The following is a 21,069-nucleotide window of genomic DNA, read 5'->3' as shown; positions in this document are numbered from 1 at the left end:
AGGGTCAAACTAAGGCTTTACCAAAGACCGAGTAGTTTCCACCATGCGCCGCCCACGAAGATAAATACCGGGATGACGATGAGTGAAAAGATGAAGCCAATTTTCCACCAGTTTTGCAGAGTGTGGAAACCAGCACCAAACAGAATCGGCGCAGGGCCTGATGAATAGTGTGTCGTTGACATGTAAAGGTTACTGAATATAGCCAATACGATAGCGGCGAGCATAGGTGGAGCACCAGCAGAAATTGCGATGGCCAGGAAAGCAGAATACATAGCGCTGATATGAGCCATTGCACTTGCCATTAGGTAGTGGCTGTAATAGTAAACCAGCAAGAGAATGACGACTGTCGTGACCCAACCGAACCCAGATAAAGACTCGCCCATTGATTGGCCGAACCAGCCGATAAAGCCAAGGCTGTTCAGTTGAGCTGCCATCATCACCAATACAGCGAACCAAGTAATGGTGTGCCACGCTTCTTTTTCTCCAAGTACTGCGTCCCATGTGATGGTACGAGTAAGCAAGAGGAACACAAGACCTAATAACGCGGTTACGGTTGCGTGAATATTGAGTGTTGGACCAAGCACCCACAGCATTACCATACCGATGAAAGTAATGCCTACCATGATCTCATCCCGCGTCATTTTGCCCATTTCTGCAAGCTTTTGACGAGCAATCTCCCGCATTTCCGGAGTTTTCTTTAACTCAGGTGGGAAGACAAAATACATGACCAGCGGGATAAGGAATAAACACAGTAGTCCTGGTACGATCGCAGCTGTTGCCCAGCCTGCCCACGTAATCTCAACACCTTGTTCCTTTGCAAAGTTAGCTGCCAGTGGGTTACCTGCCATTGAGGTCAGGAACATCGCACAAGTAATCGCATTACATTGGAATATACATTGAACCAGAAATGCACCAATTCGATTCTCTGTGCCTTTTTCAGGGTCAGAGTCATACGCATTGGCAACAGAACGGAAAAGAGGAGAAATAATGCCACCACAACGTGCTGTTGTACTTGGAGTCGCAGGTGCGAAAAGCAAATCGGTTAGTACCAAACCGTATGCAAGACCGAGTGAATTATGGCCTAATCGTGAGATAAACCAGTATCCAACTCGACGCCCGAATCCTGTGGTGATAAACCCACGGGAGATGAAGAACGCTGCTGCAATCATCCATATAGTAGGGTGAGCAAAACCGGTCAGTGCAGTTTTAATCGGTAATACACCAAGTAGTGTTGCAACCGTTAAACCAGTTAACGCCATCGCGCCAAGTGGTAAAGGGGCAAGGATCAAACTGAGAACCGTAGTGACGAATATCGCCATCATCTGCCAAGCCTGATCGGTAAGTCCTTCTGGTGTCGGCATAAACCACAATATACAGCCTATCGCCACCAGTAGGAGCATCTTCATTTTGGAATTATTCATACATCCATCTCCAAGTTAAATTTTGTTTCATCATAGTGTTTGGATGTATAAAAAAACTGAGAAAAATCAATTTCATGAGAGAGTTGATAGAGTGCTTATTTAACTTGCATGTCAAGGCAACTTATTGCTGAAAATTTACTGTGAAAAAAAGCATTAAATTAATAAAAATCATAAAAGTCATCACTGAGATGTGGATCAAGTTTTGTTGTGCGTGAACCGATAATTCTTGGTACTTTGCGGTAAGCTTGCACCACGCTACCTTTAGGAATCCCATCGTGTCGTTCACATCTTTTTCTTTCACCAAACAACTGGCCGCATTACTCAGTGGCGTAATGCTTTTCGGCATGTTGAGCTGGTGGAGTTACAGCGCTTACCAGTTGGATGAAATACTTACACAGCAAATCAGTTTGCGTGCTCAAGTGCAGTCTCAGCAGTTGTCTCAGTTACCAAGCCTCGTAGCCGCGGTTCAGTCCGGCAGTGCTGACGCGGTTTCTGAGATTATTAATGCCGTCCAAGCGGTGAGTGACGCAGATTTTATTACCGTTAGCGATCGCGAAGGCATTAGGCTGGCCCACCCGGTAGAAAACAGAATTGGTTTGCATGTCACTGGTGGGGATATTGAAAAAGCACTAGAGAGTGGCGAGTCTTATCTGTCTTATGGCGTCGGTTCATTAGGTCCATCCATTCGTTATATTTCACCGATTTTTTCCAGTGATGGCGTTGTTATTGGCATGATCAAAGTCGGATACCTGATTGATACACTCGATCTATGGACGAGTGAGCGACTCATTCCCTTACTTTTGTGTGGATTCGGCGCTATTTGTATCTGTATTTGGTTGTCCTGGAAGTTCTCACACTATGTAAGAAAGCAAATGCAAGAGATGGAACCATGGCAGCTTAAACAGGCATTAAAGACCTATCAGGGGGTTCTAGAGGCCACCTATGAAGGATTGGTTGCGATAAACTCTGAAGGCCATTTGTACCTCATTAATGATTCCGCTCGTTCAATGCTGAACTATAACGATATGCGGGGTGAGGTATTTATGGACCGTGTTGATAATCCGAGCAGCTTCTCGCTTGAAGGAGAAGATTACATCAATGGCTTAATTCGTGTGAATGGGAAAAACTTGGTGGTTAACCGAGTGACATTACGCACCTCTACTGGCGAGCCTTATGGTGCGGTGTTTAGTTTGCGCGACCAAAATGAAATGCATGTACTCTCAGAGAAAATAAGTCAGGTAAACCAATACATGGAGAACATGCGAGTCACTCGGCACGAATATCAAAATAAACTATCAACCATTTCAGGTTTATTGCAAATGGGGGCATACGAAAAGGCATTGGCCGTTTGTTTGTCTCAAGCCAAAGCCAGTCAGTCACAGCTCGACTCATTAAATGCGCTTCATAATAGACCTGCGTTATCTGCTTTGATGTTGGCTAAAGCAAGCAAAGCAAATGAACTAGGCGTTGCGTTTAGCATCAATTGCCAAAGCGATTTAGGTCGCCTTTTGAAACGTTTGTCAGAAGAGCAATTGTGTGGCTTGATAGGTAACTTAGCGCAAAATTCATTAGATGCTGTGAAAGGTCGAGATAGTGGTCGTGTAGATATTCATATTTCAGAATGTGCGATGGAATATACTATTCAAGTTGTCAACAATGGGCCGATGGTCAAAAGTGACCTCAACATGCTGTGTGAACTTGGTTATACCACCAAACCAATTAAATCTGAACATGGCGTTGGCATGCATATCGTCCGCTCAATTGTTGAACAAGGCCTTGGTCATATGGAACTTGATAGCGACGAGCTAGAAACCGCATTCACCGTGTATTTTCCCAAGGAGATCGCATGATCAAAGTTGTCATCGTAGAAGATGATCCTATTATTGCTGAGCTTCATCACCACTTTGTCGAACTCGCTGATCAATATCAGGTGGTGGGTATCGCTGCCAGTATCCATATTGCACAACAATTGGTTGAAAGGATTCAGCCTGATTTAGTCATCGTCGACAATTATCTTCCTGATGGCCAAGGTGTTGACTTGGTTTATCGCTGGCTCAATAGCGATCACAGGCCAGAATGCATTTTAGTGACGGCTGCAAATGACGCTGCTACTGTTCAAAAAGCGCATCGATTCGGTGCGTTCGATTATTTGGTTAAGCCCGTTGACTATTCGCGTTTGACAGAAAGCTTAGAGAGATTTGCAAAAGTTAAAATTCACATGAGAAGCCAAGAGACTTTTCGTCAGTCTCAGTTAGATGATCTTTTTCATTCAGGAAAAACGACGCAAATTGATTTGGCTGGGCTTGACCCATTTATGTATCGTCAGGTTGTTGAATTATTTACTCATGTTCATATTGAACATACCGCCGCCAGTATTTCTGAACGGCTGCCTATCAGTAAAAGTACAGCTCGCCGTTACTTGGACAAAGCGGTTGAACAAGGTGAGTTAGTGGCGTTCTTAGAACACGGGAAAGTAGGGCGGCCAACGCGGGTTTATCGAAATAAACATCTATTAGAAAATTAGAATGAAGAGAAACTAAGGCATTCGTGTTAACTCAAAGCAATGTTAGGCTTGCGGTACATAAAATAAGGCTCTTAATGAATATTCAATAAGAGCCTTTTTCACTCTAACAACGACAGGCTTTGAGGTTACTTTAGTGAAGAACCTCGCTACTAAACCTTAGGTATTTGCAGTCGTTCATCAGTTCTCTAAACGATTGCCTGTCGAGTTTGATCAATGTTTCATGATCGCCCGCTTCGAGATAGACGTGATCCAGATTAGCTAATCTTTCATCGCAGACAGTTGCCATGTGATATGGGCTACCAACTGGCGGAACCGCACCGTGTTCACAATCCCTAAATAGCCGGTACACCATACTTTCTTTAACCAGATGGAAGGTAGCGTTGAATTCGTCATTTAATCTCGACAAACTAACTTTGTTATTAGCAGGTAATACAGCCATCATGTGATGACCTTCGTGATCCTCAAGAATGACTGCTTTCGCCAAGTTCATCAAAGGTATACCTGCTGATACACCACTTTGAAGCGAGCTATGACTATGGCTGTGATTCACTATTTGAAAGTGAATATTGTGATCAGTCAGATATTGATCTAATCGGGTTGCGATTGTCATAAAGCCTCCACGAGTATAAAACCCATAAGAAGTATAGGTGAGAAGTCGGGTAATATCTTATTTTCCCGGAGGTCAATGACGCTGATATGCACCTGTTCTACGCTTACGTTAAAGCTTGTGATAGCGACAAGCAAAACAGAACAGGAGGCAACATGAGTAAGCCAATTATCGCCGACAATAAACCGATTAAAGTCGAACTTGTTGAGGGGCAAGAATATTATTTTTGTCGTTGTGGTCGTTCGAAAAGTCAGCCGTATTGTGATGGTTCACATTCCGGAACAGGCATAAAGCCGATGAGATTTGTGGCGGAAAAAGATGAAGAAGCGTACTTATGCCGCTGTAAACAGACCTCCAACGCCCCATTTTGCGATGGTACTCATAAACAATTTACCGCGGAGCAGATAGGGCACGAAGCGCCTGAATCGAAGAAAGAGAAAAGCGGACAACCGATGGCGGTGTCGACACAAGAAGAGCCCACTTTAGAATTTATTCATCAATTAGCCAGAGAAGGCTTGTCTAAGTTAGGTCATCATGGACCTATGGCTGCGATGGGCGTACCAAGGCATCTTCTACCACATTGGGATGCGATACAGATCATGGTGGCGCAGATGGCAACTCAACCGCTGATGGAAGATATACCCGTGGCAACCGAGTTAGTTGTTGGTCCAAATGCTCGCAAACCACTCAAACTTGATATCCCTTTATTGGTGTCAGACATGAGTTTTGGGTCATTATCTCAAGAGGCTAAAATCGCGCTTGCTAAAGGTGCTGAGTTGGCAGGAACAGGAATCTGTTCTGGTGAAGGAGGCATGTTACCTGAAGAGCAGGCCGCCAATTCAAGATATTTTTATGAATTGGCCAGTGCAAAATTCGGCTATACAGAGTCGAAATTACATAATGTACAGGCATTTCATTTCAAAGGTGGTCAAGGGGCTAAAACCGGTACAGGCGGACATCTCCCTGCCAGTAAAAACGTAGGAAAAATATCCGAAATCCGCGGTATTCCGGAAGGGCAGCCTGCAATTTCACCACCGACATTCAAAGACCTTCATACAGTACGTGATTTTCGAAAGTTTGCCGACAGAGTTCGCGACATCACTGGAGGTATACCCATCGGTTTTAAACTCAGTGCCAACCATATTGAGCAAGATATTCAGTTTGCCCTGGATGCCAGTGCTGACTATATCATTCTCGATGGTCGTGGTGGTGGTACAGGTTCTGCACCAGCTATGTTCCGTGATCATATCAGCGTACCGACGATTCCTGCTCTAGCTAGAGCTCGTAAATACTTAGATGAAAAAGGCATGAGTGACAATGTCACGTTAATCATCACTGGTGGATTGAGAGTACCGATGGATTTCGTAAAAGCCATGGCGTTAGGGGCAGACGGTGTCGCTATTGCCAATAGTGCAATGCAGTCGATCGGTTGCGTAGCCGCACGAATTTGTAACACCAACAATTGTCCGGCGGGTATCGCGACACAAAAAGCAGATTTAAGGCAGCGTCTTGATATTGATAAATCTGCCTATCAATTAAAGAACTTTTTTGATGCATCGGTTGAGCTAATGCAAGTGATGGCAAGAGCATGTGGGCATGATACTTTGAGCCGCTTTAACATTAATGACTTAGCAACTTGGGACCGGAATATGGCGCACTTATCGGGGGTTAAGTATTCGGGTGTTCTCGATATCGGCGGGTAATGTTTCTTCAACATAATCATTACACGTTTGGCAATACTTTCAGTGTAGTTACCAATCAAAATCGTTGGTCAAAAAGTCAACAGCAATCTAGCGTATGAACTACGCTGTTATAAATGAATATTTTCTATTCATTTGATGGAGTGAACATTTTATTGGCGGCTTCTGTGCCCCTAACAAAGGAGTACTTTATGAGCGACACAAGTGGCGGTTTGGTAGGTAAATGCCCGGTTATGCATGGTGGGCAAACATCTACAGACAAGTCAGTGATGGATTGGTGGCCGAATGCCTTGAATTTAGACATCCTGCATCAACATGACACCAAAACAAACCCATATGGAAAGGAATTCGATTACAAAGAAGAATTGAAAACGTTAGATTTTGATGCGTTGAAAACAGATTTAAAAGCCCTCATGACAGACAGCCAAGACTGGTGGCCAGCAGACTGGGGTCATTACGGCGGTTTAATGATTCGAATGGCATGGCATGCTGCTGGTAGCTATCGTATTGCAGATGGTCGTGGTGGTGGTTCAACCGGTAATCAACGTTTTGCTCCTCTCAATTCCTGGCCAGATAACGCTAACCTCGATAAAGCACGACGACTACTTTGGCCAATTAAGAGAAAATACGGTAATAAAATTAGTTGGGCTGATCTGATTCTCCTTGCCGGTAATATGGCATATGAATCGATGGGCTTCAAAACGTTTGGTTTTGGTTTCGGCCGGGAAGATATCTGGCATCCTGAAAAAGACACTTATTGGGGCTCAGAAAAAGAATGGCTCGCACCGAGTGGTGGTGAAGGAAGTCGCTACTCTGGCCAACGTGATTTGGAAAACCCTCTTGCAGCGGTAATGATGGGTCTTATTTACGTAAATCCAGAAGGTGTGGATGGCAATCCTGATCCATTGAAAACTGCAGCAGATATGCGCGTCACTTTCTCGCGTATGGCGATGAATGATGAAGAAACGGTTGCGCTTACTGCTGGTGGACATACTGTTGGCAAATGTCACGGTAATGGCGATGCAGGAAACCTTGGGCCAGATCCGGAAGGTGCTGACCTTGAAGAGCAAGGTCTTGGCTGGATGAATAACAAGGCTCGTGGTGTTGGCCGAGACGCTGTGACCAGTGGCCTTGAAGGCGCGTGGACAACCAATCCTACTAAGTGGGATAACGGTTACTTCCATATGTTGTTTAAGTACGATTGGGAACAAAAAATGAGCCCAGCTGGCGCTCATCAATGGGAACCGGTCAACATTGCTGAAGAAGATAAGCCTGTTGATGTTGAAGACAGCTCGAAACGTTACAACCCAATCATGACAGATGCCGATATGGCACTGAAAATGGATCCGGATTACCGCAAAATCTCAGAGCGATTCCAAAACGATCAAGCGGCTTTCGAAGATGCCTTTGCTCGCGCATGGTTCAAGCTTACTCACCGTGATTTAGGACCTAAATCTTGCTACTTGGGCCCTGACGTTCCAAGTGAAGATTTGATTTGGCAAGATCCTACTCCAGCAGGTAGTACTGGCTATGATGTTAACGCGGTCAAAACCAAGATTGAAGCCAGCGGCTTATCCATCGCTGATATGGTCAGTACTGCTTGGGACAGTGCACGTACCTTCCGTGGTTCGGATCGTCGTGGCGGTGCTAATGGCGCGCGAATCCGCCTTGCTCCTCAGAAAGATTGGGAAGGCAACGAGCCACAGCGTTTAAGTCGAGTCTTATCTATTCTTGAAAATATCGCATCAGAATCAGGCTGCAGCGTCGCAGATGCTATCGTATTGGCTGGTAATGTTGGTGTTGAATTGGCTGCTCGTGCTGCTGGTTACAACGTCACGGTTTCTTTCTCACCGGGTCGTGGTGACGCGAGCCAAGAGATGACTGACGTGGATTCTTTCGACGTCCTGGAACCATTGGCAGATGGATACCGAAACTGGTTGAAGAAAGATTATGTGGTTAAACCGGAAGAATTGATGCTCGACCGTACTCAACTCATGGGACTGACTGCGCCAGAAATGACGGTGCTTGTTGGTGGTATGCGTGTAATGGGAACCAACTATGGCGGTAGTGCAGATGGTGTATTTACCGACCGAGTTGGCACCTTGTCGAATGACTTCTTCGTCAACTTAACTGATATGGCATACAAGTGGGTACCGACAGGTGAGAATAAGTATGAAATCCGCGACCGTAAAACGGGTGCTGTGAAGTGGACCGCAACAAGAATCGATCTTGTCTTTGGCTCAAACTCCATTTTACGCTCGTACGCGGAAGTTTATGCACAAGATGATAATCAGGAAAAATTCGTTCTTGATTTCATCGCCGCATGGTCAAAAGTGATGAGTGCTGACCGCTTTGATCTGTAATCGAGCAAACGCACAATCGCTTTAAACAATCGCGTTAATTGTCACACAATAAAAGCAGGCGGGCATGATGTCCGCCTGTTTCTTTATTATTCCTAATTGATCGTTAAGCTCATCTGGACCATAATTGTAAGGCCACATGGACCAAAGGAGCGCAATATGGCAAGTGCAGCATTGAAAAGTTTTAAACCAAAGCAGCCTGACAAGGCAAACTTTTGGTTTATGCTGGGCATTGAAGATGCCGAAACTGGTCGTACTGATGCGGTTCACAAAGGCTTTGAGCCAAAAGTTTATCGCAATATTGTTGATCGGGTTAAGCTCTCTCAGAATGAGTTTCAACACGTTACCCTTATTCCTGTCAGCACGATTAAGCGCCGTTTAAAAAATGATGAGCGTTTCAATACTCAGGAAAGTGATGCGATCTATCGTTTAGCTATGTTACTCAAACTTGCCACTGAGTTGTTTGACGATGAAGATCGGGCACTCAAGTGGATGAAAGAAAATGTCTACGGTTTAGGCGGTAAAAGACCGTTAGATATGGTTTCGACGACGGTTGATTTTGAAATCGTAAAAGATTTGATAGGGCGTTTAGAACACGGGGTGTTCTCTTAGTATGAAGCTCTACCGACTGACACAAAAGAAGTTTTCGGATTCCCCATTCAGCCCGATTGGCGCAAAATTGTTTGGTGGTCGATGGAACTCAAAAGGGACTGAAGCGCTTTACTTTTCTGAATCGGAATCACTGTGCTCACTCGAGGTATTTGTCCACGTCAACAACGATCCAGCGATCACAAGACTATATGATTTGTATCGTATCGAAATGCCAGACTATTTAGTCGCCACACTGGACGATGAAGACCTTCCTATTTCCTGGCGAGCGATACCAGCCAGTGAATCGACACAATTCATCGGTGACCAGTTCTTAAATGATCCTCACCCTGAGTTTGCTGCGTTACAAGTGCCATCGACCATATCACCACGTGATAAAAATTACGTTGTAAACCCTAATCATCCAAAGATGAAAGACATTCTTAAGAAAGCCGAAAAACTTGAATTCGCGTTCGATCCACGTATCTTCAAGTAGTCAGCTTTAAATAAGAAACTAAAAATTAAAGAAAGCATGTCCAAGAGCAACTAGACTGCGATTAATTAGCCAACCGAGGCGCAGAGCAATGACCCAAACTGCTATTCAAGACAAAATCGCCAGTTTTGCATGCATTGAAGAGGCACTTAACTATTTCGAGATAGAATTCGATAGCCAGTTTATTGAGAACAATCGTACTGACTTAGTGAAGCGATTTAACGGTTACTTAATCTTAACTAAACCCGATGATTGGTTCTCAGCACGTCGGGCATTAAAAAACGCTTACTGTAAAGTTCAACGTAGTTTACTGGATCAAACGACGCGCTCTGCCTGCAGAGGTTGTACGTCGTGTCAAAGAAGATAAGCATTGTGCTTTAGTACTTGTGTATCTACCCAAGTTACTATGTCTTGCAAGCCACTATTCCATGGAGGGAATATGAAAGAATTCGATGAATTGCTTTCAATAGCAACAAGAAAGTCTGAGTTTGACCTGACGAACACATGGTTTAAAGGTGTAGAGACTTATCTGGTTGCGATTGGAAAAGAAGTGGAAGAGGTACGTGAAGAGATTGCGGAAGATCGTCTCTGTTATCTTGAGGATGAACTTGGTGACGTACTCTGGAACTATCTCAACGTGTTAAAGGCGCTGGAAAGAGAGAAAGGCATTGACCCTCGCAAAGTGCTAGATAGAGCTTGTAAGAAATACGAAGAGCGGGTGTCTGCTATCGAGTCCGGTAGTAGCTGGGAAGCGGTCAAGTCAAAACAGAAAGAAGTGTTAAGTGCGGAACTGGCTGCACAGCAAGAGTGACCGCTAGAAGCAGAGGGTCATTCTGCCAAAAGGCGCTAACGGTAATAGGTATAGTCTTTGACAAGTCTTACTATAAACAGACAAAACCAAATGGTAGACTACGCGTCTGTTTTACTTAGTGTTTAAAGGTAATTTGATGAACCCAATTCTTGCAATGTTGAAAGAGAACAATATCAGTGACGCTCAGGTTAACGAGCTTTTCCAGACGTTGACACAAAACCCTCTGGCAGCAATGGCAACCATCAGCCAGCTAGGCCTTCCTCAAGAACAGCTTCAAGCGTTGATGGCGCAGGTAATGCAAAGCCCTGTATTGATTAAAGAAGCCGTTGAAGAGCTAGGCTTGGACTTCTCAAAAGTGGTAGAAGCAAAAGAGAAGCTTCAGAAATAAATGCAATCTCAATTAATTATAAAAACCGCCTGAACATCCAGAGTGTTCTGGCGGTTTTTATTTTCACCCATAGGCTACGCTAGGGAACCACAGAACCAATTGTGGCCACATGACCAAACAAACTAACGCGATGAGCTGGATCGCAATAAATGGAATCACGCCGCGATAGATGTCTTTCAGTGATACACCTTCAGGACAAACACCTTTCAGGTAGAATAGGGCAAAGCCAACTGGTGGTGTAAGGAAACTGGTTTGCAGCGCCATTGCTACGAGCATAACGAACCAGACCAGACTTGGGTTATCAACCACCCCATGCCCATCAAGCTCAATACCCAAACTAGCCACTACCGGTGCTAATAGCGGTAGCGCAATAAGGGTGATCTCTATCCAATCCAAAAAGAATCCAAGCAGAAACACAATCATCAATATGAAGGCAATGATGCCGTATTGACCGAATGGTAAGCCGCTAAGGAAGGATTCAATCAATTCGTCACCGCCTAATTCACGTAACACCAGTGCAAAGCAGGAAGCACCGAGGAAGATCATAAAAATATAGGCCGTGGTTCCGTAGGATGAGAGCAGTACCTCTTTAAGCACCGTCATATTGAGCTTTTTATTGTAAGCAGCAAGCAGTGTGGCACCTAAAGCACCGATACCGGATGCTTCTGTTGGCGTGGCTATCCCTGCGAAAATAGATCCCAATACACAGAAGATGAGGAGCACCGTCGGGGTGATATCTTTAAATACTTGTAAGATGAGATTCCAATCCACAGGCTCGACATTTTCTGGAATAGGCGCTTTGTGAGGGGTTAATTTCCCCACGGTGAGGATATAAATAATGTACAGAGCACCCAAAAGCAGACCCGGAATGATGGCGCCCATAAACAGGTCACCGACAGATAACCCTAACTGATCCGCCATGATAACCAGCATGATTGATGGAGGAAGAAGAATCCCCAACGTACCTGCTGATGCAACCGTTCCGAGCGCCAAAGGAAGGTGGTAGCCCTGACGCATCATACTTGGCAGAGACATTACCGTAAGTAGTACGACTGACGCACCGATAATGCCAGTTGAAGCGGCGAGGATAATACCGATTGCCATCACGGTAATCGCCAATCCACCGTGAACCTTACCAAATAACGCCTGCATTGATGACATCAGTTTTTCAGCGATGCCTGATTTGTCGAGCATATTGCCCATAAATATAAACATCGGCAGGGCAACTAAGATCCAGTTGTCCATGACCTTATAAATACGGTTAACCACGAGCCCTATACTCGTGTAATCCAGCCCGGTGAATGTACCTAAATACAGATCGGCAAAGTAGCCGATGGCTGCGAAGACGACTCCGATTCCACCGAGTACATACGCTACGGGAATGCCGGTGAATAACAACAAGATGAATGAGCCAAACATGGCGAGAACAATCCATTCATTAGCTTCCATGGCTGTCTCCTTTAAATAAGGTTTCAAGGTCGCGTAATACTTTCGCCACGATAGAGAGCAACAACAGACTGAAGCTCAGTGTGATGACACTCTTGATCATCCATCGGTATGGTAAGCCAGACGGCGAAGCCGAACTCTCATTGACTCGCCATGATTCGTAAGCGAAGTCATAAGAATGCAGAATCACGACAACGACAAACGGCACAGCAAGAAAAATCATACCTAGCAGATCGACCAACGCTTTTTTACGAGCTGAAAATTTGTGATAGAACAGGTCGACGCGAACATGTAAATCGGTCACCTGTGCGTAGGCGGTTCCGAACATTACAGCGGTGGCGTAGAGATGCCACTGCAACTCTTCAAGAGCAATTTGGCCATTTGAAAAGACTTTGCGAAGTACAACCTGGATGATGATCACCGCGATTAATGCGAGATTTGTCCAGGCTAACGCTTTACTCGCGGAAATAACCAGTCTCTCGATCTGAAAATAGAGTGGGACGGTAGGGGAAGAATACAGCACTTTGCTCATTGACTACTCCTTACATTAAAAGGCCAGCGAGCTACGCTGGCCTTTTATTACATCGACTATTGTTTCTGAGTTTCACGAGGTAAGAAGCCGTTCGCCGACCACAATGCGTATCCTTTACGGAAGTTGCTCAGGTCAGTCCACACTTTGTCAAAGAATGGATCTTCAGCTTTCTTCTCTTCCACGACTTCCATCCAAGTATTCTTGAACAGGTTCAACATCTCTGGGCTCCAGTAGCGAATCTCTACACCGTTGCTTTTTGCTTTTTCCATTGCGGCGTATTGCATCGCTTCACCTTCCGCAATTGAGTAAGTCATTGCCGCCATACAGGTGGTTTCGATAGCTGACTGTTGAGCTGTGCTCATGCCATTCCAGGTGTCTTTGTTGATGAGCAGTTCAAAGACCGTTGATTGCTGATGCCAGCCTGGGAAGTAGTTGTATTTAGCAACTTTATGGAAACCTAAGCGGTCATCAACTGCAGGTTGAGAGAACTCAGAAGCGTCAATCGCGCCTTTTTCAAGTGCGCCAAAAATCTCGCCACCGGGAATTTGAACGGTGCCTACCCCCAATTTTTCCATAACAGAAGCGCCGAGACCGTAGAAGCGCATATTTAGACCTTTTAGATCCTCCGGTTTATCGATCGGCTTACGGAACCAGCCTGATGTTTCAGGAGAATTCATCGCACAAGGCATTACTTTGACGTTAAAGCCGCCCTGGTCATACATTTCCTGATAGAGTTTTAAGCCGTTACCAAAGAATAACCATGCCATGAACTCAGGGGCTTCTGGGCCAAAAGGAATCGAAGAAAAAATCGCTGACGCAGGAAGTTTACCTTGCCAGTAACCTGAGATGGCATAGCCAGAGTTCACTTTACCCGTAGATACCGCATCAAGAATCTCTGGCGGATTGACCAATTTACCCGGCTCGTAGATTTTCATTTTGATGGTGCCGCCAGACGTTTGTGAGATTCGGTCTGCGAACCATTGGATAGGTGTGCCCAGAGCGGGAAGGTGGCTACCAAAGGCGATAGGGGTTTTAAGTAATACATTCTTATCAGCGGCTTGTGCACTAATAGAAAGACCAGCAGCAGAGAGCGATAACGCAGTAGCAATGGCAACTTTCTTAAGATTCATGGAGATCTCCTTGTTGGGTATTCCTTGTTAATATTGCTAAATGTGAACAGTGCGTATTAAATAATGTTAACGTGATGTTACATTGAGCTTTAGTGTAGGAAGGAGATTGGATACTCTCTATTAGCAAAATTGCGCAAATTGTGTCAGTACTAAAGGCAAAAATTAGCACCAAAATTAAGTAGAACTACGTACTAGATTGGAATGAAAAATGGGATTGCTTAGTAACAGCCGACTTACAATAAACATTATTTTGCTCTCTATTGTTCCTCTGATTGTGGTCGTAGTGACTGTGGCGAGTATCTTATTTAGTCAGGCAAAGCAGTTAGTTGAAGATCAGGTTGCGTTAACTCGACAAAATGTTTTGTCGGTAAAAAAGCAAGAGCTTAAGCAGTACGTAGAAATGGCAGTGAAAAGTATTCAACCGTACTACGAAGATGACTCGTTATCTCAAGACGCTGCTAAGCAATTTGTTGCTGAAAAGTTGAGCCAACTCACGTATGGGGAGGACGGGTACTTTTTTGTATACACTTGGCAGGGTGATGCCTTAGTTCTGCCTTATCAACCTGAAAGGGTTGGTCGAAACTGGTGGGAAGTAGAAGATCTTACGGGCAAAAAGTTGCTTCAGGAGTTGATTCAAGCAGGGAGAGCGGGTGGTGGGTTTGTTAACTATCTTTGGCATAAACCATCGACAAAAGAACCATTACCTAAGCTGAGCTATGCGATATCTCTCGATAAGTGGCAATGGATGGTTGGAACCGGTGTTTATATAGACGATATCGAAAAACAAGTGGCACAAATGGAAAATGGCTTCGACCAGAATGTAGGGAAAACCAGCAGTGCCCTGTTTGTGTTGATGTTTGTCGCAATATCGGTGATCGCAGCTCTGGGGGCTTCACTGAACCTTAACATGCGTCGTTTAGCCAATGAACAACTCAGTGTCCTAAACCAGCAGATTATTGATTCACAAGAAAACGAGCGTCATCGAGTTTCACGCGAATTACATGACGGTGTAAACCAATTGCTGGTGGCGGCCAAATATCGATTAGACAACGTCACCAAAGAGCGTGATGAAGCAAAGAAAGAGCTCGAATTAGACGCCAGTAAAAATGCAATGGAGCAGGCAATTATAGAGGTTAGACGTATCTCGAAAGACTTGCGTCCGCCTCAGTTAGATGACTTAGGTTTGGTAGCGGGCATTGAAGCCTATATTAATGAGTTACGTGAGCGCACCCAATTAGAGCTGGTGTTTGAGCACGATATCGAAGGAGAAGAGTTTGTTTCACAAGTAGAAACGACACTCTATCGAGTTGTACAAGAAGCGCTGCATAACGTCGAGAAGCATGCCAATGCGCAGGGTGTCGATGTGATCATGCAACGTGAAGGACGAATGTTGATTTTGACCGTTAGTGATGACGGTGTTGGGATCCCTGCAAACCATCTCAAAGCGTATAGATCCAAGAAATCCACTTTTGAGCATATGGGATTACAAAACATGGAAGAACGGATTCAAGCTATTGGCGGCATGTTTGACGTCACTAGTGAACCAGGGCAGGGCACGGAAATACGTGTGAGTTTAAACATGGAGTTTATATGATTAAGTTGGTCTTAGCCGATGATCATAGGTTAATGCAAGACGGGCTGAAGTCGCGCTTAGAACGTGAAGATAACTTAGAGATCCTCGATTGCGTTGGCAATGGCAAGGATGCACTCAACAGCACATTAACTTTAAAGCCAGATGTGTTGCTGCTTGATATCAATATGCCCAAGCTTAATGGAATTGAAGTATTAGAGAAGCTGGCGAAAAGTCCCAGCAAAACTGCCGTCATTATGCTCTCAATGCATGATAGCCGTGACTATGTCATGCGTTCGGTTAAAGCCGGCGCCAAAGGATACGTTTTAAAAGATGTGGGTTCGGAAGAGTTAGTCATGGCAATAAACCAAGTAGCTCAGGGCCGCTCTTATTTGTGCTCGCAAGCTTCAGATCGACTTCTCGAACAAATTAATGAGAAAGCTGAACCAAACGATAACGCCTTATCAAAGCGGGAGTCAGATGTGCTGAAAGCCATCACCAATGGTGCTTGTAACAAGGAGATCGCTGACTCGTTGCACATCAGTGTTCGGACGGTAGAGACGCATCGTTTGAGGATTAAAAAGAAACTCGGTGCCAACTCTACCGCTGCATTAGTGAAGCTTGCTTTACAAAAAGGGCTGGTGAGCTAATGGCCGCCAACTTACTCTCCAGTCGCCAACCCATCCTCGACAAGGTCGTATTCTTCTGTGCAGTCGTTCGTTTAGGATCGTTTCGAGAAGCGGCATTACAGCAAGGAATATCTCCAGCGGCTGGCAGTCGTTGGGTAAAAGAACTCGAAGATGCGCTTTCCGTCGAACTGATAAAACGTAGTACACGTCAACTCGTTACAACACAGGCAGGGCAACTTCTCTATGACAAATTCGCACCTTTGCTCCCCGATATTGCCAGCTTATGTGAAGAGGTACAGAACTTGGCTGAGGAGCAGCAAGGTGAAATAAAACTCTCTTCAACACCGCTATTTGCGCGTCAATATTTAACCAAGATCGTGGCTGAATATATGACGTTGCATCCGCAGGTAAACTTCAGAATTTTCATTGAGGCAGGAGAATTTGATCCGCTTAATGTCGACTTCGCGTTTCGCGCCAGCGCGAGTTATCAGGGGGAGCCAGAGCAAGACTCACTGCTGGTTCGGCGTCGCCTTCTGAGTGAACCGTTATATCTGTGTGCCTCCAAACACTATCTAGAGCAGCACGGGACACCGCAGAGTCCGCAGCAACTTAGTCAACACCGTTGTTTATACGCAAGTACTTTGGTTGGTGGAAATCGTTGGTGTTTTGATTTTCGAGGTAACGTAGAAATCGTGACCATTTGTGACACGTTGGAGTGTGACAACAGTGAAATGCTCATGGATCTTGCACTGGAACACGCGGGGATTGCTTATCTTCCGCATTCGCTGGTTTCTGACGCGATTAAACGCGGTGAGTTGATTCATATTCTGCAGGATCATAAATGCGCCAGTTTTGACATCAACATGTTTTACCGTCCCCGCACACCAATGCCAGAGCGTTGCAGCGGATTTAAAGCTTATCTCTATCAGCGCGTGAATGAGTTACGCGACTGTTCCTAATATGAAATTCTTAATCTCTGTTTCTGCAATTAACATCTTGGTAACATCGCACTAAGCTAAGAGTCAACAAAGTAGAGTGACTAAGGAAGGTTAATGTGGTTACCAAATTAACGGCAGAACAAGCGGCGTACTGGATTGAAGACGGTGATGCCGTATTACTTGGCGGTTTTATTGGTAGTGTGGTGCCAGAGGCGATTGAGAGGGCTATAGGGCAACGCTTCAGAGAAACCCAGACTCCACGAGATTTAACCTTGTTATTTGCCGCAGGGCAAGGAGACGGCCAAGGCCGTGCAATCAATCATTTATCTGAACAGGGATTAGTAAAATGTGCCATTGGCGGGCACTGGGGTTTGGTACCTAAACTGCAGCAATTAGCGGTAGATAACCTCATTCAAGGCTACAACTTACCGCAAGGTATTATCTCCCACCTGTTACGTGATACAGCAGCAGGTAAGCTGGGTACAATTAGTAAGGTCGGATTGGGTACTTTTGTTGATCCCCGTTTAGAAGGCGGGAAAATCAATAAGGCGACGGAAAAAGATTGGGTAGAACTGATTGAATTAGGCGGTCAGGAACACCTTTTTTATCACAAATTACCTGTGACCGTTTCTATACTCCGTGGCACCACAGCAGATGAAAATGGCAACATCACCATGGAAGACGAATGTTTGATCGTCGAAAGCCTTGCTGCTGCACAAGCGGCACGTAACAACGGCGGTAAGGTAATTGTGCAGGTGAAACAAATAGTACCCGCAGGGCAACTCGACCCCCACTCAGTCAAAATTCCGGGAATCTTCGTCGATGCTGTCGTAGTGTGTGAAGACCCAAATGAACACATGCAAACTTTCGCAACCATGATGAACCCCGAGTTTGTCGGTATTAAAAACAGAGACAACGTGGTTACGTCAAAGCAAACCAATTCACCAGAACCACTGCTAGATGCAAAAACGATCATTGCCCGCAGAGCGGCAATGGAACTGGAACCGAGTTCAATTCTAAATCTTGGCATTGGGGCACCAGAGTACATCGCAGAGGTCGCCAGACAAGCCGGTATACTCGACCAATTTACCTTGACTGTTGAACCCGGGGCTGTCGGTGGCACACCGCAAAGTGGCCTAGACTTTGGTGCATCTCGTTTACCTCAAGCCATTATTAGCCAGGATCAGATGTTTGATTTTTACGATGGTGGTGGCGTAGACCAAGCGTTTCTTGGCTTGGCTCAGAGTGACGTCACGGGGAATATCAACGTGTCACGCTTTGGTAACATAATTGCTGGCTGTGGCGGATTTATCAACATTACCCAGAATGCGAAAAAAGTTTATTTCTGTGGCACCTTTACTGCACAAGGCTTAAAAATAGATGTTGATAATCATAAGGTTACTGTCACTCAAGAAGGCAGGCAGAAAAAGTTCATTAATCAGGTTGAGCAAATAACTTTTAGTGCTGCGCAAGCGCTGAGCAACAATAAACCCGTGATGTACATTACCGAGCGAGCGGTATTCCTACTTTCCCAGTCGGGACTAGAGTTAATTGAAATCGCACCTGGCATTGATTTAGAAAAAGACATCCTTCAGCAGATGGAATTCATGCCTGTCATTAGTTCTTCATTGAAAATGATGCCGAGTGCCATCTTCCAGTCAACATTCGAACTGACTATATAAACGCTGGATAGGTGTTTAAGTACTAGCAAAGTTAAGTATTACCAAAGGATTAGGATATGTTTGAGAACAAAGTCTGCTTAGTAACGGGTGCTGCACAAGGGATTGGCCGAGCCATTGTGGAAAGGTTTGCAAACAATGGTGCAACGTGTGTTTACGCATTGGATGTAAACGCTCAAAGCTTAGAAAGCGCATTTCATGCTTATGAAAATGTAGAGCCTGTAGTTATTGATATCTGCGATCGCCACGCGATTGAGAACGTAGTTGAGCACATAAGAGAAACTCATTCACGAATTGATGTCTTGGTGAATAACGCAGGAGTCACTCGTGATGCACTGCTCGACAAGATGACAGAGCAGGACTGGGATTTCGTGATTGATGTAAACCTCAAAGGTGTGTTCAACCTGACCCAAGCTGTCGCGCCAATTATGATGGCAAACAATTATGGTTCCATCGTCACCATGTCTTCGGTGGTGGGCACTGATGGCAACATTGGTCAATCTAACTATGCCGCGACAAAAGGCGGAGTGATTGCGATGACCAAAGGCTGGGCCAAAGAGTTCGCACGCAAAGGTGCTCAGGTGCGTGCAAACTGTGTTGCACCGGGATTTATTGAAACTCCGATGACAGCGGATTTGCCAACTAAAGTACTCGAATTAATGAAACAGAAAACACCTCTTGGCAGAATGGGAACCGCCGAAGATATCACTAATGGCGTCGAGTTTTTAGCGAGTGACAAATCCAGTTTCATTACAGGGCAGGTGTTAAAGATAGATGGTGGTTTAGTGCTGTAAAACCGATAAGCGCCTCGATGACGACCTGAGTGATGAGACCCCTATTTTCTGTCGCCCCATATTGGTGATTCATGCACTTAAAAGCCTATTATTTAAGGGCAATAATAGGCTGTTGGGAGTGATTAAATTTTCGTTAATAGAAATTGCTATATAAATCAAATTGTTATTATGAATGATTTGAGTGGTACAATCGTTGCAGTTATTTGTCTTTGTTGTTTCAATTGCTTCTCTGTTATGCGAATAAAGTCGGGGAAGGTTCATCTCAATTGGAACATTCATTACAGATATTGATATTAACGACGAGATCGTTAAAAGGTTGACCGGAAATAGCCAATGACGAACAACAACTCATTAAGTGCCCGCATTACTGAGCATTACTCTTCGCTTAGTGATGGTAATAGACGGATAGCGGATTTCCTTCAGGTAAATCCTGAAAAAATATTGATGTTATCCACCAGTGAAATCGCAGAGGCCTGCCAGGTATCAAAGACTAGCGTCAGTCGGTTTATTCGTAAATTGGGCTATGACGATCATGTGGCGTTGAGAAATGAGATGATGTCTGAGCGCGATAAAGGCAATCCTGTAATAACCGGATATCTACAAGATACTGGCTTTTGTCAAGACGCTGTCTCTCTTGAAAAATTGTGGATGCAGTTAGCGGAAGGAAATACTAAACACATTATCAGTAAGTTAGCGACAGCCAAGCGGGTTAAAATTATTGGGTATAGGAACAGCTATCCGTTAGCGATGCATTTTCGTCAACAGTTGGCTCAATGTCGTCAAGGGGTCGAACTGCTGCCTCTCCCGGGGCAGACTATTGGTGAAGACTTGACGTCGATAAGTGACGATGACTTTGTCATTTTATTTGGGATTCGTCGTCGCGTGGCTAATTTTGAACAAATTGTTGAGTTTCTTAAACCCTATGATTGCTTGTTGATCACCGATCAATCTGGTCAGAAATATGCCTCTATGGTAAACGAGGTCTTCGTTTGCTACATGAACAATGAGCTACCTCTGGATAGTTATGCTGTTCCCATGAGCCTTATTCATTACTTTGTAAATGAAACCTTCATGTTATTAAAGGAAGAGGCTTCCAATCTCAGCCAAATGATAAGTTCCAATTATCGCCTGCTAAGTGAATTGGAATAAGACACTTAATACCTTTTTAGATTGCCAGTACCACAGATAGCTCTTGCGACATTCAGATAGAGTAGGAGCTATTTTCAGCAAAGTTTCTTACTTGAACTTGGGACGGATTACCCGACGCTTGCATGGGATCAATGTTCAGTACCAATTTCATCTTTTCACCAATTTATCCAATCTTTGGCTACACAGTTAATCGAAAAGCAGTAGTCCTGTCTGGAACTTATTGCTCGATAGTAGAAGAACAAAAACGTTGGACTGTATTGCTGCATTATGGTGGTTTTTGCACCAAAAATGATCTTCGTTTTTTGTGCAT

General features: G+C 44.7%; 20 protein-coding genes. 15 read left to right on the top strand and 5 right to left on the bottom strand.

Annotated features, from left to right (window positions below):
• Nucleotides 1-17: 17 nt before the first annotated feature.
• Nucleotides 18-1,421, bottom strand: a complete 1,404-nt coding sequence (locus WJM94_RS12135) for an anion permease (protein ID WP_444494471.1) — start codon at nucleotides 1,419-1,421, stop codon at nucleotides 18-20.
• A 275-nt stretch (nucleotides 1,422-1,696) separates the two neighbouring features.
• Between WJM94_RS12135 and WJM94_RS12130 the strand changes: the two genes are divergently transcribed.
• Both WJM94_RS12130 and WJM94_RS12125 read left to right on the top strand, forming a co-directional pair.
• Entirely contained in the window at nucleotides 1,697-3,271 is a 1,575-nt protein-coding gene (locus tag WJM94_RS12130) for an ATP-binding protein (protein ID WP_444494470.1), read from the top strand.
• Nucleotides 3,268-3,945, top strand: coding sequence for a response regulator (locus tag WJM94_RS12125; RefSeq protein WP_444494469.1), 678 nt, complete (start codon nucleotides 3,268-3,270; stop codon nucleotides 3,943-3,945). Before WJM94_RS12130 ends, WJM94_RS12125 begins: the two co-directional genes overlap by 4 nt.
• 130 nt (nucleotides 3,946-4,075) lie before the next feature.
• Here WJM94_RS12125 and WJM94_RS12120 read toward each other — a convergent pair whose 3' ends face one another.
• A complete protein-coding gene (locus tag WJM94_RS12120; RefSeq protein WP_444494468.1) occupies nucleotides 4,076-4,555 on the bottom strand; it encodes an aminoacyl-tRNA deacylase in 480 nt (159 codons plus the stop codon).
• 152 nt (nucleotides 4,556-4,707) lie between these two features.
• On the opposite strand from WJM94_RS12120, the gene WJM94_RS12115 reads away from it, so the two are divergent.
• The 7 genes from WJM94_RS12115 (at nucleotide 4,708) to WJM94_RS12085 (ending at nucleotide 10,892) form a co-directional block, all read left to right on the top strand.
• Nucleotides 4,708-6,255 (top strand): glutamate synthase-related protein, encoded by a 1,548-nt coding sequence (locus tag WJM94_RS12115; RefSeq protein WP_444494467.1) that lies wholly within the window; start codon nucleotides 4,708-4,710, stop codon nucleotides 6,253-6,255.
• 188 nt (nucleotides 6,256-6,443) lie between these two features.
• On the top strand, nucleotides 6,444-8,615 hold the full coding sequence (gene katG, locus WJM94_RS12110; RefSeq protein WP_444494466.1) for a catalase/peroxidase HPI: 2,172 nt from the start codon (nucleotides 6,444-6,446) through the stop codon (nucleotides 8,613-8,615).
• Nucleotides 8,616-8,771: 156 nt separating this feature from the next.
• Complete coding sequence (gene parS, locus WJM94_RS12105; RefSeq protein WP_444494465.1) at nucleotides 8,772-9,224, top strand: type II RES/Xre toxin-antitoxin system antitoxin; 453 nt, start codon at nucleotides 8,772-8,774, stop codon at nucleotides 9,222-9,224.
• A 1-nt stretch (nucleotide 9,225) separates the two neighbouring features.
• Nucleotides 9,226-9,696, top strand: coding sequence for an RES family NAD+ phosphorylase (locus tag WJM94_RS12100; protein WP_444494464.1), 471 nt, complete (start codon nucleotides 9,226-9,228; stop codon nucleotides 9,694-9,696).
• 88 nt (nucleotides 9,697-9,784) lie between these two features.
• A complete protein-coding gene (locus WJM94_RS12095; protein ID WP_444494463.1) occupies nucleotides 9,785-10,060 on the top strand; it encodes a nitrogenase-stabilizing/protective protein NifW in 276 nt (91 codons plus the stop codon).
• 72 nt (nucleotides 10,061-10,132) lie between these two features.
• Nucleotides 10,133-10,504: a MazG nucleotide pyrophosphohydrolase domain-containing protein gene (locus tag WJM94_RS12090; protein ID WP_444494462.1), complete on the top strand. Its 372-nt coding sequence runs from the start codon at nucleotides 10,133-10,135 to the stop codon at nucleotides 10,502-10,504.
• 136 nt (nucleotides 10,505-10,640) lie between these two features.
• Nucleotides 10,641-10,892 (top strand): DUF2999 family protein, encoded by a 252-nt coding sequence (locus WJM94_RS12085; RefSeq protein WP_444494461.1) that lies wholly within the window; start codon nucleotides 10,641-10,643, stop codon nucleotides 10,890-10,892.
• Nucleotides 10,893-10,955: 63 nt separating this feature from the next.
• Here the strand turns inward: WJM94_RS12085 and WJM94_RS12080 are convergent, their stop codons facing one another.
• From WJM94_RS12080 to WJM94_RS12070, 3 genes are read right to left on the bottom strand one after another with little or no spacing between them, the layout of a single operon-like run.
• Nucleotides 10,956-12,341: a TRAP transporter large permease gene (locus tag WJM94_RS12080; RefSeq protein WP_444494460.1), complete on the bottom strand. Its 1,386-nt coding sequence runs from the start codon at nucleotides 12,339-12,341 to the stop codon at nucleotides 10,956-10,958.
• The gene (locus WJM94_RS12075; protein ID WP_444494459.1) at nucleotides 12,331-12,870 is read right to left on the bottom strand and encodes a TRAP transporter small permease subunit; all 540 of its coding nucleotides are present in this window, start codon (nucleotides 12,868-12,870) and stop codon (nucleotides 12,331-12,333) included. The genes WJM94_RS12080 and WJM94_RS12075 overlap by 11 nt, the downstream gene beginning before the upstream one ends.
• Nucleotides 12,871-12,926: 56 nt before the next feature.
• Complete coding sequence (locus tag WJM94_RS12070) at nucleotides 12,927-14,000, bottom strand: TRAP transporter substrate-binding protein (protein ID WP_444494458.1); 1,074 nt, start codon at nucleotides 13,998-14,000, stop codon at nucleotides 12,927-12,929.
• A gap of 208 nt (nucleotides 14,001-14,208) precedes the next feature.
• Here WJM94_RS12070 and WJM94_RS12065 point away from each other — a divergent pair, with 208 nt between their 5' ends.
• The 6 genes from WJM94_RS12065 (at nucleotide 14,209) to WJM94_RS12040 (ending at nucleotide 20,759) form a co-directional block, all read left to right on the top strand.
• Nucleotides 14,209-15,594 carry a cache domain-containing protein gene (locus WJM94_RS12065; protein ID WP_444494457.1) on the top strand — a complete coding sequence of 462 codons (1,386 nt, stop codon included), beginning with the start codon at nucleotides 14,209-14,211 and terminating at the stop codon, nucleotides 15,592-15,594.
• Nucleotides 15,591-16,220, top strand: coding sequence for a response regulator (locus WJM94_RS12060; protein ID WP_444494456.1), 630 nt, complete (start codon nucleotides 15,591-15,593; stop codon nucleotides 16,218-16,220). The genes WJM94_RS12065 and WJM94_RS12060 overlap by 4 nt, the downstream gene beginning before the upstream one ends.
• Entirely contained in the window at nucleotides 16,220-17,158 is a 939-nt protein-coding gene (locus WJM94_RS12055) for a LysR family transcriptional regulator (protein WP_444494455.1), read from the top strand. The genes WJM94_RS12060 and WJM94_RS12055 overlap by 1 nt, the downstream gene beginning before the upstream one ends.
• A gap of 95 nt (nucleotides 17,159-17,253) precedes the next feature.
• A complete protein-coding gene (locus WJM94_RS12050) occupies nucleotides 17,254-18,819 on the top strand; it encodes an acyl CoA:acetate/3-ketoacid CoA transferase (RefSeq protein WP_444494454.1) in 1,566 nt (521 codons plus the stop codon).
• A 56-nt stretch (nucleotides 18,820-18,875) separates the two neighbouring features.
• A complete protein-coding gene (locus WJM94_RS12045) occupies nucleotides 18,876-19,610 on the top strand; it encodes a beta-ketoacyl-ACP reductase (RefSeq protein ID WP_444494453.1) in 735 nt (244 codons plus the stop codon).
• A 333-nt stretch (nucleotides 19,611-19,943) separates the two neighbouring features.
• Nucleotides 19,944-20,759: a MurR/RpiR family transcriptional regulator gene (locus WJM94_RS12040; protein WP_444494452.1), complete on the top strand. Its 816-nt coding sequence runs from the start codon at nucleotides 19,944-19,946 to the stop codon at nucleotides 20,757-20,759.
• Nucleotides 20,760-21,069 lie beyond the last annotated feature (310 nt).

Origin of the sequence: Vibrio sp. YIC-376, from assembly GCF_052353105.1 — a bacterium.
Taxonomy (GTDB): domain Bacteria; phylum Pseudomonadota; class Gammaproteobacteria; order Enterobacterales; family Vibrionaceae; genus Vibrio.
The sequence above is the reverse complement of the archived record's forward strand: the minus strand, read 5'-3'. Positions and strand labels throughout refer to the sequence as shown.